This window comes from Flavobacterium sp. 38, assembly GCF_057799715.1.
In genome coordinates, this window is record NZ_JBYNWZ010000006.1 from 122,055 (window position 1) to 137,445 (window position 15,391).

The 15,391-nt window shown below is 32.8% G+C and carries 13 protein-coding genes; 11 read left to right on the forward strand and 2 right to left on the reverse strand.

Annotated features, from left to right (window positions below; translation table 11 throughout):
• Position 1 precedes the first annotated feature (1 nt).
• Positions 2 to 898: a LysR family transcriptional regulator gene (locus tag AC3E9W_RS15960; RefSeq protein ID WP_488769112.1), complete on the forward strand. Its 897-nt coding sequence runs from the start codon at positions 2 to 4 to the stop codon at positions 896 to 898.
• 59 nt (positions 899 to 957) lie between these two features.
• Positions 958 to 1,938, forward strand: a complete 981-nt coding sequence (locus tag AC3E9W_RS15965) for a YeiH family protein (RefSeq protein WP_488769113.1) — start codon at positions 958 to 960, stop codon at positions 1,936 to 1,938.
• Between the two features lie 2 nt (positions 1,939 to 1,940).
• On the opposite strand, the gene AC3E9W_RS15970 is transcribed toward AC3E9W_RS15965, so the two are convergent.
• Entirely contained in the window at positions 1,941 to 2,957 is a 1,017-nt protein-coding gene (locus AC3E9W_RS15970) for a hypothetical protein (protein ID WP_488769114.1), read from the reverse strand.
• A 107-nt stretch (positions 2,958 to 3,064) separates the two neighbouring features.
• On the opposite strand from AC3E9W_RS15970, the gene AC3E9W_RS15975 reads away from it, so the two are divergent.
• A complete protein-coding gene (locus tag AC3E9W_RS15975) occupies positions 3,065 to 4,063 on the forward strand; it encodes a zinc dependent phospholipase C family protein (RefSeq protein ID WP_488769115.1) in 999 nt (332 codons plus the stop codon).
• A 596-nt stretch (positions 4,064 to 4,659) separates the two neighbouring features.
• On the opposite strand, the gene AC3E9W_RS15980 is transcribed toward AC3E9W_RS15975, so the two are convergent.
• Positions 4,660 to 6,798: an LTA synthase family protein gene (locus AC3E9W_RS15980; RefSeq protein WP_488769116.1), complete on the reverse strand. Its 2,139-nt coding sequence runs from the start codon at positions 6,796 to 6,798 to the stop codon at positions 4,660 to 4,662.
• 197 nt (positions 6,799 to 6,995) lie between these two features.
• Here AC3E9W_RS15980 and AC3E9W_RS15985 point away from each other — a divergent pair, with 197 nt between their 5' ends.
• From AC3E9W_RS15985 to hisH, 8 genes are all read left to right on the forward strand, one after another.
• Positions 6,996 to 7,658, forward strand: coding sequence for a response regulator transcription factor (locus tag AC3E9W_RS15985; RefSeq protein WP_306155191.1), 663 nt, complete (start codon positions 6,996 to 6,998; stop codon positions 7,656 to 7,658).
• A gap of 4 nt (positions 7,659 to 7,662) precedes the next feature.
• Positions 7,663 to 9,063 carry a sensor histidine kinase gene (locus AC3E9W_RS15990; RefSeq protein WP_488769117.1) on the forward strand — a complete coding sequence of 467 codons (1,401 nt, stop codon included), beginning with the start codon at positions 7,663 to 7,665 and terminating at the stop codon, positions 9,061 to 9,063.
• A gap of 312 nt (positions 9,064 to 9,375) precedes the next feature.
• Positions 9,376 to 10,233 carry an ATP phosphoribosyltransferase gene (gene hisG, locus AC3E9W_RS15995; protein WP_306155188.1) on the forward strand — a complete coding sequence of 286 codons (858 nt, stop codon included), beginning with the start codon at positions 9,376 to 9,378 and terminating at the stop codon, positions 10,231 to 10,233.
• Positions 10,234 to 10,351: 118 nt separating this feature from the next.
• Positions 10,352 to 11,650 carry a histidinol dehydrogenase gene (hisD, locus tag AC3E9W_RS16000; protein WP_488769118.1) on the forward strand — a complete coding sequence of 433 codons (1,299 nt, stop codon included), beginning with the start codon at positions 10,352 to 10,354 and terminating at the stop codon, positions 11,648 to 11,650.
• Between the two features lie 68 nt (positions 11,651 to 11,718).
• The gene (hisC, locus tag AC3E9W_RS16005) at positions 11,719 to 12,768 is read left to right on the forward strand and encodes a histidinol-phosphate transaminase (protein WP_488769119.1); all 1,050 of its coding nucleotides are present in this window, start codon (positions 11,719 to 11,721) and stop codon (positions 12,766 to 12,768) included.
• A gap of 27 nt (positions 12,769 to 12,795) precedes the next feature.
• Entirely contained in the window at positions 12,796 to 13,545 is a 750-nt protein-coding gene (locus tag AC3E9W_RS16010; protein WP_488769120.1) for a hypothetical protein, read from the forward strand.
• 37 nt (positions 13,546 to 13,582) lie between these two features.
• The gene (gene hisB, locus AC3E9W_RS16015) at positions 13,583 to 14,719 is read left to right on the forward strand and encodes a bifunctional histidinol-phosphatase/imidazoleglycerol-phosphate dehydratase HisB (RefSeq protein ID WP_456892901.1); all 1,137 of its coding nucleotides are present in this window, start codon (positions 13,583 to 13,585) and stop codon (positions 14,717 to 14,719) included.
• Between the two features lie 78 nt (positions 14,720 to 14,797).
• Positions 14,798 to 15,388 (forward strand): imidazole glycerol phosphate synthase subunit HisH, encoded by a 591-nt coding sequence (hisH, locus tag AC3E9W_RS16020; RefSeq protein WP_488769121.1) that lies wholly within the window; start codon positions 14,798 to 14,800, stop codon positions 15,386 to 15,388.
• Positions 15,389 to 15,391 lie beyond the last annotated feature (3 nt).

Consider the following 15,391-nt stretch of genomic DNA (forward strand, 5'->3'; position numbering starts at 1 on the left):
GATGGACTTCAGGCTAAAAGTATTTTACACTGTTGCGCTCCGCCTTAATTTTACTAAAGCGGCAACGGAATTGTATATTACACAGCCAGCAGTTTCTAAACATATTCAAGAATTAGAAGAACAGTATAAAACCAAACTTTTTGAAAGAAATGGTTCTAAGATTGCTTTAACTCCAGCGGGAAAAATTCTCTTAAAGTATACTAAAAGTATTTTTGATATTTACCGCGAAATAGACTTTGAAATGAGCTCTTTTAATAAAGAACGTCAAGGTTTACTGCGTTTGGGAGCAAGTACAACTATTTCACAATATATTATTTCTCCAGTTTTGGCAAGTTTTCATCAGAAACAAAAAGACATAAAAGTCAATTTGCTGAATGGAAATACCGAACAAATCGAAAATGCTTTACTCAATAAAGAAATCGAAATTGGAATTGTAGAAGGACAATCTAAAAATCAATCTATAAAATACATTCCGTTTTTAAAAGACGAATTGGTTTTGATCTGTAATAGTAAGAATCCGCTAGTAAAGCAAAATGAAATTTCGGTAAACGATTTAAAATCAATGAAATTCATTACCCGAGAACGCGGGTCTGGAACACTTGAGGTTATAGAATTTGCATTGAAAAAAGCTAATTTGAAATTTAGCGACCTACAAATCGAAATGCAATTAGGAAGTACAGAAAGTATAAAATCATATTTGCTTAATTCTGATTGTTTTGCTTTTATGTCCATTCATGCTGTGAGTAAAGAATTGACAAACAAAGAATTGGTAGTTTTGGATGTTGAAGAATTATCTATAGAAAGATACTTTTATATTATAACTTTACAAGGAAAATCAGATTCATTGTCAGAACTATTTATTCAAAATTTGGCTTCTCATTATAACTTGAAGTTATAGTCAATTGTAATTTACGATTGGCGATTTCAAAATAAACGGCAGAACTTTGCAGGGTAAATATGAATACCTTTATTTTGAAAACAAAAGAACAAACAACAGCACAATTATTTGAAATTAATCAATCACTGCAACAAGTCCTTTTTCTTGTTGTGATATTTTTATGTTTATTTTCAATCATTTCTCCGCCAATTGCGCTTTTATTGGGAGTTTTAATTGTGAATTGGTTCGGAAATCCGTTTTTAGCATTCAATCATAAAGCAATCACTTTCTTATTGCAGTTTTCTGTAGTCGGTTTAGGATTCGGAATGAATGCGAATAGCGCAGTTTCAGCAGGAAAAGAAGGGTTTGTTTTAACGGTTTTTTCTATTTTCAGTACTTTACTCTTTGGATTTCTATTAGGGAAATGGCTTAAAACAGAGAAAAAAACTTCTCATTTAATCTCTTGCGGAACAGCAATTTGTGGAGGAAGTGCCATTGCTGCTATTTCTCCTGTAATCAAATCAAACGAAAATCAGACTTCAATTGCTTTGGGAGTTATTTTTATACTCAACTCAATTGCCTTATTTGTTTTTCCGTTTATCGGACATCAATTAGATTTATCGCAAAAAGATTTTGGCTTATGGTGCGCAATCGCCATTCATGATACAAGTTCTGTTGTCGGCGCCGCGAATAAATATGGAGCAGAAGCGCTTCAAGTGGCCACAACCGTAAAATTAGCCAGAGCTTTATGGATTATTCCGATTTCTATTTTGACTGCTTTTTTGTTTAAGAGTAAAAATGCGAAAATAAAAATTCCTTATTTCATAGGTTTGTTTATTGTAGCAATGCTTGTGAACACATATATTCCTTCAACAGCAATTTTTGCATCGCATATTGTAGGCATTGCAAAAATCGGTTTAACGATAACCTTATTTTTAATTGGTGCGACTTTAAACTTTTCTACTTTAAAAGCGGTAGGAGTAAAGCCCTTGCTTCAAGGCGTTTTTCTATGGATCTTTATAGCAGTTTTGGCTTTAGTATCAATTCTTTATTTAAGTTAAAGCTATTTTACGTTGGAGAATTTTACAATTGGTTTGTCGATCATTTTGTAAAATTTTCCTTTGAAAGAGTAATTTCTCTCGATTGTAAAGCTAAATTGTTTTTTGGTCTTTGCCATTTCTGTGAGTTCGGTAGGCAAATCAACTTCGAAATCATCTTCCGTGCCTTTTGCCTTTTTGTACGAGCCTTTAGTAACAATTTTAAAATCTCTGAAAAACTTTTTACCATTATCTGTAATAACTGTATAAGTACTAGACCATTCCGAACTAGCACTATTGGTAAGTGAATAATTATCAACTTCCATTAATGGCTGGTATTTTCCGTCAAAGCCAGCAATTAAATAAAAATAACCATTGTACGTAGCGCCTGCGCCACCGTTTGCATGAACAAGTGATAAGGCATATTGATCTTCCCCAATTTCAACCAATTTAGGGGTTGGACATTGTGCAAATGCCCCAAATGCAGCAACTGCAGGCTGAAAAGATCTCATTTCCCAGACATTATCATTTTTTGCAAATTTCGCTATACCTAATAAACCGCCAGAAAAACGTCCTGTCTGCAGTCCATCTTCATCATGAACAGAATGATTGAAAGTTAAAATTTTAAACTGGTTTCCTTTTGAATCAATATAATCAATATTTGCTAAAAGTCTTGTAGCGACGCCTTCAGTGTAAGGAAACATTTGATCGCCTTCTACGCCATTTACATCAAGGAAAGGCGAAGGCATGCAAGATTTACATTTCCAGCTAATGAAAGTATTTTTATCAGAAAGATGATATAAATTGCCAGGAAACAGTTTTTGCATTGTTTTTTCACCATTTAACGGATCAGAAATTTTCAGTGCTCTTTTTTGGTTTAATATAGTGTCGCTAACATTTTTTAGCTCTAAATCAGTTTCTTGTGCAAGGCAAAAAGCAGAAATTAATAGAAAAATATTTAAGGTAATCTGGCGCATAAAATTGATTTTGGTTAATGAAACAAACTTACAAAGAAAAATATTGTTAATATGAACTTCTCTCATTTTTAGGCTCATAAATCATAAAAGTTAAAATTGTTGAATCTTAATGATCGTATTTTTTGCGTATTCTTTAATTAAAGCTAAATTTGCTCCCTCTAATAAAAAAACAAATGAAAAAAATCCAAATGAGACCAAAATTAATCGCTTTCGGTGCTTTAATTATTGGCTTTATTACTTTATCATGGGGAAATGTTGGCCATGAACGTATTAACAAAGCTGCTGTAATGGCTTTACCAAAACAATTACAGATATTTTTCTACAATCACATTGATTTTATTACACAAGAAGCTTCGGTTCCAGATATCCGTAAGTATGCTTTAAATTATAAAGAAGAAGGTCCAAGACATTATTTCGATATGGAAAACTTTGGTCCTGCTGACACTTATCCAAAAACTTTAGAAGAAGCAAAACAAAAGTATGATGCTAATTTTTTAAGTGTTAATGGAATCTTGCCTTGGTACATGGAAGACATGATGGCAAAATTGACTAAAGCTTTTAAAGACAAAAATAAAGCTGAAATCTTATTTCTTGCTGCAGATTTAGGTCATTATGTTGGTGATGCGCACATGCCATTGCATACTTCTGCAAATCACGACGGACAGTTGACAGATCAAAAAGGAATTCATTCTCTTTGGGAAAGCAGATTGCCAGAGTTATTCTTAAAAAATTACAAATTAAATGTTCCGGAGGCGCAATATTATCCAGATGTTCACAAAGCAATTTGGGACTTGATCAATGATACTCATAGTTTAGCACAGCCTTTATTGGACATTGATAAAAAACTGAGAGTTGCAACTCCACAAGACAAAGTATTTAAGATGGATGCAGAAGGAAACGTATTGAAAACGAAATACAATACGGCTGTTTTCTCTGATGAATACGCTAAAAAACTGCACGAACAGTTGAACGGAATGGTAGAAAGCCAAATGAGAAAAGCGATTTCTGCAACAGCTAGTTTTTGGTACACAGCATGGGTAAATGCAGGAAAACCAGATTTAAGCGATTTGGATGCACCAGCAGTAACTCAAAGAAATTATCAATTTTTACAGGATGATTTAAAAATGTTCCAAAAAGGAGATTTATTTGGAATGAAAAATCAGAATGACTAAATATTTGTTTCAAGTTTCAGGTTTAACGTTACAAGTTACTTTGAAATCTATAAAAGCCTCAGATCTTTTGGATTTGAGGCTTTTTTGATTCTGTTTTTTTAACGCAAAGTACGCGGAGGTTTTGCGCAGAGATCGCAAATTTTTTTTTGAGTAAATTTTATAAATAAAAGAGTTCGCAAAGCTTTATCTATAAGCTTTGTGAACTCTTTTGATTTTATAGTTTGTCACCCTGAGCGAAGTTGAAGGGCGTTCCAATTGGCATGTAGGCTACTACCGAAACTTCGGGACGCTCAGCCTGACAAAAATATCAAAAACTAAACCTGAACACAAACTTTGAAAAATTCCTTAGAAACCCGATAGGTTTTTAAAACCTGCTGGGTTTAGTGCTTTATAGTTTTTGTCAGGCTGAGCGGAGTCGAAGCCCACGCACCAATTAGGACGCCCTTCGACTTCGCTCAGGGTGACAAACTATAAAATAAAAGTTCGCAAAGCTTATAGATAAAGCTTTGCGAACTTTTTTATTTATAAAATTCACTCAAAAAAATCTCTGCGATCTCTGCGTAAAACCTCCGCGTTCTCTGCGGTAAAAAAATATGTTAATTACGAACGTTAGCGTACAATTTCTTATTCCTATCAGCCAAATCCTTAAACTGATATTCTTTCTCTTTCAAAACATAAGAAGCGGATTGATAATAAGAAATAGTTTGATTAACCAAGTCGTTATTTTCAGCTTTCAGCGGAATTTCATCGTAATGAATTTGAAACTCAGGAGAAATTCCCATTGTATTATTAAGTTTTAATTGAAACTGTTTTATTTGTTGTTTAGGCGAAAGTATCGTCAAAACATTGTCTTTTATTAAACCTAAATCCTGATAAGTAGCTATAAAAGCACGTGGCTGATAGTCTGTTTTAAATACATCTTGACCAAAGAATTTGCTTTCATAATCAAAATTTAGAAGTCCGAATAAAGTAGGCATAATATCAATCTGAGACATGAGTTTAGTGTATTTTTCGGGTTTTCTGTCTGGAGTGTAAATCAAAGCAGGAATTCGGTATTTATCTAACGGAAGTTCCGTTTTTCCTGCGCTCGAAGCACAATGATCGGCTACAATTACAAAAACTGTATTTTTAAACCAAGACTGTTTTTCAGCCTGTTTGAAGAACTGCTTCAAAGCGTAATCAGTATATTTTACGCCGCCATCACGAGATTTAATATTTCCAGGAATATCAATTTTATTGTTCGGATAAGTAAAAGGCCTGTGATTGCTAACCGTCATAATATGATTGAAGAAAGGTCTGTTTTCTTTGGCTTCACTGTTCATGACTTTGATTGCTTTATTATACATATCTTCATCACAAACGCCCCATACGTTAGAAAATGTAATTTCATTTTCAGAAAAATTCGATTTGTCAATAATCTGATAACCATTTCCAGAATAAAAATCCTGCATGTTGTCAAAAAAAGCATCTCCACCATACATGAATTTGACATTGTATCCCTTTTTAAGAAAAACAGATCCCGTTGAGAATTTATTCTTGTTATCTTCTCTTTTTACAACACTTTCTCCAGCTGTTGGAGGAAGGCATAAAGTTACCGCTTCAAGACCGCGCACCGTTCTGTTTCCAGCGGCATAGACATTGGTGAAAAGCAAACTTTTTTGAGCAAGGCTGTCTAAAAATGGCGTAATATTTTGTTTGTTTCCATACACTTTCATGAAGTCGGCACTTAAACTTTCAACGGTAATTAAAACTACATTTTTATGTTGTTCAATAGAATCTTCCTTGATTTCTCTAATGGTGTTTTTTCCAGAAATTAAAGGCAATTCGTGTTTTAAAATAGCAAAAGCTTTTTCATTTGGAATTGTTTTGTAGAATTTAAAATAATCTAATTTGTTGTTCTGAAAAGCCAAATAGAATTTATAGATTCCGTTAGATTGCAGTTCATTAACAAAAATATTTTTAGAATTCTCTGTTTTCGCTAATCCCGGAATTGCTAATAAAGAAGTGATAGAAAGAACCGCATAAAGAGCTGAAATTTTTAGTTTTTCATTAAAAATTGGAATTTCGTCAATATAATTCCTTGATTTCTTGATAATAAAATAAGTGATAGTTCCTGTAATGATAAACAAAGCAGAAAATATAGGAATTACAGGATAAGATTGCATAATATTTCCGATAACTTCATTGGTGTAAATGAGATAATTAACAGCAATAAAATTGTATTTTACGCCAAATTCATTCCAAAAGAAAAATTCACTTATTGCATTCTGAAGAATCAATAAAACATATAAAAAAATCACAAAGGCAAATAGCCAAAATCTGATTTTGTCTCTATGTTTTGGCAGGAAAAGAAAAAGCGAAAACAAAAGTGTTTTTAGAGAAACAAAAATCAAAACAATTTTGGGTAAAGCACCGCCATATTCATCAAAAATGCTTTTTCCAGATGCTGTATAAATTAAAAGTGCTACAAAACCCGCAAGAATAATATATCCGTAAGGGGCATTGTATTTTGAATTAGAAATAAAAATAAGATACAGCCAAAGGAAAACAGACGCTATAGTAAAGACGAAAAAGTCAGATAATAGGCCAAATGAAAAGATTTTTAAACTCTCCGTAAACGTAAATGAACTTTGGGTAATAGGATGAAGAAGCAGTACTATTCTTAATATAAAACTTACTATAAAGTATAATAAAGCAAGATTGTAAAAGGGCGAAAGTTTTTTGTAAAAATGCATCAGTTTTATTTTTTCACAAAATTAATTTCGATTGATTAATGCTAGATTAAGTTCGGCTATTACCTTGCTTAGCGTTAACTTAAAGTTTGCTTAAGATGCTGGTTTTCTTTGTTTATTGGCCTATTCGATTTATTTCAGAGGACTAAATTATCTATCTTTGAATTGCAAAATGAAATTCAAATTAATCAGATACAGTAATGCATATTTTAATAGTTGAAGATGAAATAGGAATTGTCCAATTTCTAAAACAAGGCTTACAGGAAGAAGGCTATGAAATCACTACTGCAGGAGATGGCTCTAAAGGTTTTGAGCTGGTTCAGGAGCAAAAATTTGACTTGATTCTTTTAGATTGGATGCTTCCAAAAATCAATGGTCTTGATCTGTGCAAAGCGATCCGTATAAAAGACCAAGTTACGCCAATCATTTTTTTGACTGCAAAAGACACCGTCCAAGAAACTATAGAAGGTTTAAAAGCGGGTGCAAACGATTATATTAAAAAGCCTTTTAGTTTCGAAGAACTAGTTGAGCGAATTAAAGTTCACTTTCGAAATAAAAAAAAGACCGAAACTTTGACACTTGGAAACATTACTATGGATTTGTCTCGGCATATTGTTTTAAAAGGGGAAGAGGAAATTTCGCTTACCCAGCGAGAGTTTGAATTATTGGCTTATTTGATTGAACATAAAGGGAAAGTCTGCACTAGAAATCAAATTTTAAGAGACGTTTGGGAAATAAATTTTGAGTACGATACGGGCGTTATTGATGTTTTTATGAATGCCATTCGAAAAAAACTAAACCTTAAAATTGAAGAAGATTATATAAAAACCATCCGAGGCATTGGATACATCGCCAATGATTAGCAAAATGACATCATTATCTTTTAAAAATAGAATTGCATTAAATTATATTGTAGGAACAGGACTTTTGGTTTTAGTGGTCTTTTCTGCTATTTATTTCATTGTAAAACTTACCGTTTACAACCATATTGATGAAAATTTAAATACCGAAATTCAAGATCATTTTAAAGAAATTAAAGAAGAAAATGGCAAAATAATCTTTATGGATGCCGAAGAATGGGAGGAAAGAGAGCACAACTCTGTTGATGTGAATCCTGTTTTTGTCCAATTTTTAGATTTGAATAAAAAAATCATTGAGAAATCGCCTAATTTAAAAAATGAGAAACTGGTTTATCACGAAAATAAAGACCATTTTCAGCTTTTTGATACCAAATTATTAGGCAATAAAATTCGTCAGATTCAAGTTCCACTTCATTTAAAATCAAAGAAAATAGGTTATTTAATCATTGCTATGTCGCTTTCAGATTCGTCGAAAGTTTTAGATAATCTGATGGATACTTTGCTCATTACATTTCCGATCATTCTATTGATTTTGTTTTTCTTAGCGAGATTCTATGCGGGAAGGAGCATAAAACCCATAAACGATATTATAGATACTTCGAAAGCCATTACTAAAGACAATTTGAAATCCAGAATTCCGTTGCCAAAAACGAGAGACGAATTGTTTACACTTTCTAAAACGATAAATAATTTGCTAAACCGAATTGAAGATGCCATCGAACGTGAAAAACAGTTTACCTCTGATGCTTCTCATGAATTAAGAACTCCGCTTACCGTAATTAAAGGAACACTTGAAGTTCTTATACGTAAACCTCGTGATAGTAAAGAATACGAAGAAAAAATAAATTACTGCATTAACGAAGTTGACCATTTAAATTCGCTTGTAGATCAGTTGCTTTTGATGGCTCGTTTTGAGAATCAGAAACAGAACATTCTTAAAGAAAATGTCTATTTAAATGCGGCAATTTTAGACGTTTTAAAATTGAATGCAGAGAAGATTAAATCAGGAAGAATAAATGTTGTTTTAGATGCCTCAGAAGAATTTTATATTTACTCTGATAATTATTTGACGGTAACAATTCTTCGAAATATTATTTCAAATGCAGTAAAATATTCAAAACCGGATAATGAAGTTAAAATTTCATTGTCAAGAGAAAACCATAAAATTGTATGCACCGTCTCAGATCATGGAATCGGAATTGCAAAGAAAGATCTGGATTCTATTTTGAATCCGTTTTTCAGGTCAGATTCGCTTAATCATTCCGAAATTAAAGGAACTGGGCTTGGACTATTTATTGTCAAAAGAATGACCAACCTGCTTCAGATTAAGTTTAAAATTGAAAGCGAAATAGGAAAAGGAACCAAGGTTTTATTGGTTTTTGATGAATATGATAATTCGTTAAAGTAATTCTAAAATCATTAAGTAAAATGCTGTCTAAAACGATTTTTAACAATAAACTATCGTTAAGTTAAAATAAAAATTGCTTTTTAATTATTTTATCTAGTATATTTGCAACCGAATCAAAGAAGTAAAAAACAAACCGAATCATGATTTCAATTCAATTACATCATCATCATTTACATTATTGCTCTCAAGCGATGTGTTAATGATATGCGTGTAAATCATCATATTTTAAAACCCGTTTGAGTACATCAAACGGGTTTTTTAATTCAAGCTCTCTTTGTACTCAAACTATTAATCCAACAAACAACTAAAAAAATGAGTACTTTAAAAATTGCAATTCAAAAATCTGGTCGTTTAAACGAAGACAGCATTCAAATCTTAAAAGACTGCGGTATTTCAATCAACAACGGAATCGATCAGTTAAAAGCCGAAGCTTCAAACTTTCCTCTTGAAGTTTTATACCTTAGAAATTCAGATATTCCTCAATATTTAATTGATGGAGTGGTTGATTTAGCGATCGTTGGCGATAATCTTTTGGTAGAAAAAGGAAAAGGCATCGAAGTGGTTCAAAAACTTGGATTTTCAAAATGTAAAGTTTCTGTAGCGGTTCCTAAAACCTTCGAATACAATTCTGTTCAAGATTTAGCTAATCTTCGTATTGCAACTTCTTATCCAAACACCGTTAACGAATATTTTAATCAATTCGGTTTAACCGTAGATATTCACCAAATCTCTGGTTCTGTAGAAATTGCGCCAAATATCGGACTTGCAGATGCAATTGTAGATATTGTTTCAAGCGGAAGCACTTTATTTAAAAACAACTTAAAAGAAGTTGAAGTGATTTTAAAAAGTGAAGCTGTTCTAGCGGTTTCTCCAAAAGTTTCTCCAGAAATCCAAAAACACATTGATACTTTAAAATTCAGAATTCAAGCCGTTTTAAGAGCTAGAAATTCAAAATACATTCTAATGAACGTTCCAAATGACAAAATTGATGCAGTTGGAAAAATTCTTCCAGTTTTGAGAAGTTTAACGGTTCTTCCTTTGGCACAAGAAGGTTGGAGCAGTGTTCACTCTGTAATCGACAAAGATACTTTTTGGGATGTAATCGATCAGTTAAAAGAAGTAGGGGCAGAAGGAATTTTAGTTTGTCCGATTGAGAAAATGGTACTGTAAAAAAAAGAATTTCCAATTTTTTAAATTCCAAATTCCAAACACAGCTTTGCGAACTTAGCGTTTTAATAGACAAAGAGAATAAAAAACCTTGCGCCCTTTGCGGTTAAAAAATAAAGGCATGAATAAAATAGACAATCCAAAACCAGAAACCTGGTCAGAAATATTAAAAAGACCAACTCAAACCATTGATGATATTGAGGTTACGGTAAAAGAAATTTTTAGAGAAGTTCAGAAAAAAGGTGATGAAGCTGTAGCAAAATACACTTCGATTTTTGACGGAATTTCACTAGATAATTATCAAGTTTCCCCAGAAGAAATTAACGAGGCAATTAGTTTGATTCCAAGCGAATTGAAAGAAGCTATTGAATTAGCAAAAGAGAATATTTATAAATTTCACAATGCTCAAAAAACAGATAGAGTTTCGGTTGAAACAATTGAAGGAGTAAGTTGTTGGCAGGAAAAAAGACCAATCCAAAAAATTGGTTTATACATTCCAGGAGGAACGGCGCCTTTGTTTTCTACTGTTTTGATGTTGGCAGTTCCTGCTGAAATTGCAGGTTGCAAAGAAATTGTATTGTGTTCGCCTCCAGATAAAAAAGGAAAAATTAATCCAGCAATTTTATATGCTGCAAATTTATGCGGTGTAACTAAAATTCTAAAAGTGGGCGGAATTCAAGCCATTGCAGGAATGACTTTTGGAACACAGTCAATTCCGAAAGTATATAAAATTTTCGGACCTGGAAATCAGTTCGTAACTGTGGCAAAACAACTGGCGACGCAATTTGGTGTTGCAATCGATATGCCTGCAGGCCCTTCAGAATTATTGATTGTGGCCGACGATACTGCGGTTCCAGCTTTCGTAGCTTCCGATTTATTGTCGCAGGCAGAACACGGAACAGACAGTCAGGTGATTTTAGTTTCGACTTCAAAAAAACTGATTGCAGAAGTAGAAAAAGAAGTTCAATCGCAATTGGAAGTGCTTCCAAGAAAGGCAATTGCAGAAAAAGCTATCGAAAATTCGAAACTGATTTATGTTGAAAACGACCAAATCGCTTTAGATTTAATTAATGAATATGGCCCAGAGCATTTTATAATCTGTTCTGAATATGATGATTTCTATTGCAACGGAATAGTAAATGCTGGTTCTGTTTTTATTGGAAATTATACGCCAGAAAGTGCTGGAGATTACGCTTCAGGAACTAATCACACCTTACCGACAAACGGTTATGCCAAGAATTACAGTGGCGTAAATTTGGATAGTTTTATGAAATCGATGACATTTCAGAAAATTTCAGAAAAAGGAATTCAAAATATAGGAAAAGCTATTGAATTAATGGCAGAAGCTGAAGGTTTGCAGGCGCATAAAAATGCTGTTACCTTACGTTTAGCTTCCTGCGAGGTTTCCAAAACCTCGTAGGTTTAATTAGATAATAAATAAACATACCTACAAGGTTTTGGAAACCTTGCAGGAAAAGAAAATATACAATGAATACTTTCGATATAAATACAATAACGCGAGAAAACGTAAAATCTTTAAAACCATATTCATCGGCGCGTGATGAATTTGAAGATTTTGACACAGCCGAAATGATTTTTTTGGATGCGAATGAGAATCCGTTTCAGAATGGCGTAAATCGTTATCCAGACCCGAAGCAGCTGTCTGTAAAAGCGATTTTGGCTAAAAATAATTTAGTAAAACAGAGTCAGATTTTATTAGGAAATGGAAGTGATGAAGTTTTGGATCTGCTTTTCAGAGCTTTCTGCGAACCGAAAACAGATAACATTATTTCATTGCCGCCAACATACGGAATGTACAGCGTTTTGGCGAATATTAATAATGTAGAAAACAGAGAGGTTTTGCTTTCTAGAGATTTTCAGCCACAAGTTGAAAAGATTTTAGAAGCTGTTGATGAAAATACAAAAATCATCTTTTTATGTTCTCCAAACAATCCCACCGGAAATTCTTTTTCAGATGAAAGCGTGGTAAAACTGCTTCAAAACTTCAAAGGTTTAGTAGTGATTGATGAAGCTTATATTGACTTTTCTGATAAAGAAAGTTGGCTTACAGAAATTGATGAATATCCGAATCTGATCATTACACAAACACTTTCTAAAGCGTATGGATTGGCAGGAATTCGTTTAGGAGTTTGTTACGCTTCTGAAGCTGTAATTTCGATTTTAAACAAAATCAAACCGCCTTATAACGTAAACGAATTAACACAGCAAAAAGCAATCGAGCGTTTGAAGGATTCTGAAAAAATAAAACAAGAAATAGTCTCTATTATTGAACAAAGAGAAGAATTACTTAAAGTGTTACTTGAAGTAAGTTTTGTCGAAAAAGTATATCCAACCGAAGCTAATTTTATTTTAGCAAAAGTGGATAATGCTAATAAAAGATACGATCAGTTAATAGAAAAAGGAATCGTTATCAGAAACAGAACGACTCAGCCTTTATGCGAAAACTGTCTTCGTTTCACAATCGGAACGGCAGAAGAAAATGCGGTTGTGATTAGGGAATTAAGAAAACTTGAATAATTTTTAACAATATTTAAAAACTGCCATATGAAATTAATCTATTTAGCATTCTTTTTTGTTTTTATTAATGCTTCAGCACAAACTGAAGAGCTTTTAGGTGCTATAAGAGGCAATCCGAAAGAATATAAAGAAACGTTTTACAAAGCAAAGAAAACAAAAACGGGTTTTATAAAAGGAGAATTTTTATATGAAAAAGTTTATGTTAAAGATTCAAATAATGAATTTGTAGAGTATTCAGAATTTCCTTCAGAAGAAAAAGATTCAAAAAAGAATATTTATAATAAAGATAATCAGAAAATTGAATCGATTTTTTATGATGATGAAGGCAAAGTTGTTGGTAAAACAAAATTTGTCTATCTAAATAAGAATCTTATAGAAGAGAAGTTTTATCGTGAAGGAAAATACGAAAAATTTATAAAGTACGATTATGAAAATAATTTGCTTGTAAAGAAAACTGAAGCATATTTGGAAGACGACGGGAGTATTAATTCAAGCTGGACATATTCATATGAATATGATGCGAATAAGAATATTATTAAAGAAACTTATTTGAATGGGATTCAGAATGATGTATATACATATAAGTATAATGAGAAGAACTTTCCAACCGAAATTTATGGAAAAATTACTTTAAATCATGACAAAGAACCTAGATTGTACAACAAAAGTGTTTATCAAAAATATGATGATTATAATTGGACTGGCGTATATTTTCAGGATATAAATTCTGATAACAAAATAGAAATAAATTACATAGAGCGGGAATTTAAATATTAAACATTTTAATAGAGATTAAGCTCAATAAGATTATATTATGAAAAAAGTACTTTTTATCGATCGTGATGGAACGATTGTTTTAGAACCTGAAAATTACCAATTAGACAGCTTAGATAAATTAGAATTTTATCCAAAAGCGTTTCAATATTTGGCTAAGATTGCTTCTGAATTGGATTATGAATTAGCAATGGTAACTAATCAGGACGGATTAGGAACAGACAGTTTTCCTGAAGATACATTCTGGCCAACACAAAATTTTATTCTTAAAGCTTTTGAAAATGAAGGCGTAAAGTTTGACGAAATCTTTGTTGACCGATCTTTTCCAGAAGAAAATGCGCCAACGCGCAAGCCTAGAACCGGAATGCTGACCAAATATTTGAACAATCCAGAATATGATTTGGCTAATTCTTTTGTTTTAGGAGATCGTTTAACCGATGTGGAATTGGCTAAAAACTTAGGAGCAAAAGCAATTTTCATGAATAACACCGATGGAATTGGAAGCAATGAAATTTCGTCAAAACGTGAAGAGTTAAACGAAACAATCGTTTTACAATCAATGGATTGGAAGACCATTTATGAGTTTTTAAAACTAGAGGCTCGTTCGGCATCAATCACTCGTAAAACAAATGAGACTGATATTTACATCAATTTAAATCTTGATGGAACCGGAAAAAGCAAAATCGATACAGGAATTGCCTTTTTCGACCACATGCTAGATCAAATCTCGCGTCACGGTCAAATGGACTTAGAAATCACCGTAAAAGGTGATTTAGAGGTTGATGAGCACCATACTATCGAAGATACGGCAATTGCTTTGGGTGAAGTTTTCGCGAAAGCGTTAGGAAATAAATTAGGAATCGAGCGTTACGGATTCTGTCTGCCAATGGACGATTGCTTAGCGCAAGCTGCAATTGACTTTGGGGGAAGAAATTGGCTGATTTGGGAAACTGAATTCAAACGTGAAATGGTTGGTAAAATGCCAACAGAAATGTTTTATCACTTCTTTAAATCATTCACAGACGGTGCAAAAGCCAACTTAAATATCAAAGCAGAAGGAATCAACGAACATCATAAAATCGAAGCTATTTTTAAAGCTTTCGCGAAAGCGATAAAAGTAGCGGTAAAAAGAGATACGGAAAAAATGATTCTGCCTTCTACGAAAGGTATGTTATAAAAATTTGTTTCAAGTTTCAGGTTTCAAGTTGTGTTGAGTAACTTGAAACCTGAAACCTGAAACTTCAAACAAACAAAAATGAACATTGTTATAATAAATTACGGAGCAGGAAATATTCAGAGCATTATGTTTGCTATTGAAAGACTGGGTTTTAAAGCTGTTTTGAGTAATAATCCGGATGAAATAAAATCTGCAGATAAAGTGATTTTTCCTGGAGTTGGCGAAGCGAGTTCGGCGATGGCAAAACTTCGCGAAAGCGGTCTAGACAATTTGATTCCGCAATTGAAACAGCCTGTTTTAGGAATTTGTCTCGGAATGCAGTTAATGTGCAACAAAACCGAAGAAGGAAATACGGAAGGTTTAGGGATTTTTGATGTTGATGTTTTGAAATTTTCAAACAACGTAAAAGTGCCACAAATGGGTTGGAATCAGATTTACGATTTAAAAACCGATTTGTTTAAAGGCATTTCTGAAAATGAATTTATGTACCTGGTTCATAGTTTTTACGCGCCAAAATGCGATGAAGCAATAGCAACCACCAATTACGACGTAGAATACGCATCGGCTTTGCAAAAAGATAATTTTTACGGAACACAATTTCATCCAGAAAAAAGCGGTGATGTTGGGGAGAAAATTCTAAATAATTTTCTTAAAATCCCAAATGTTTAAATT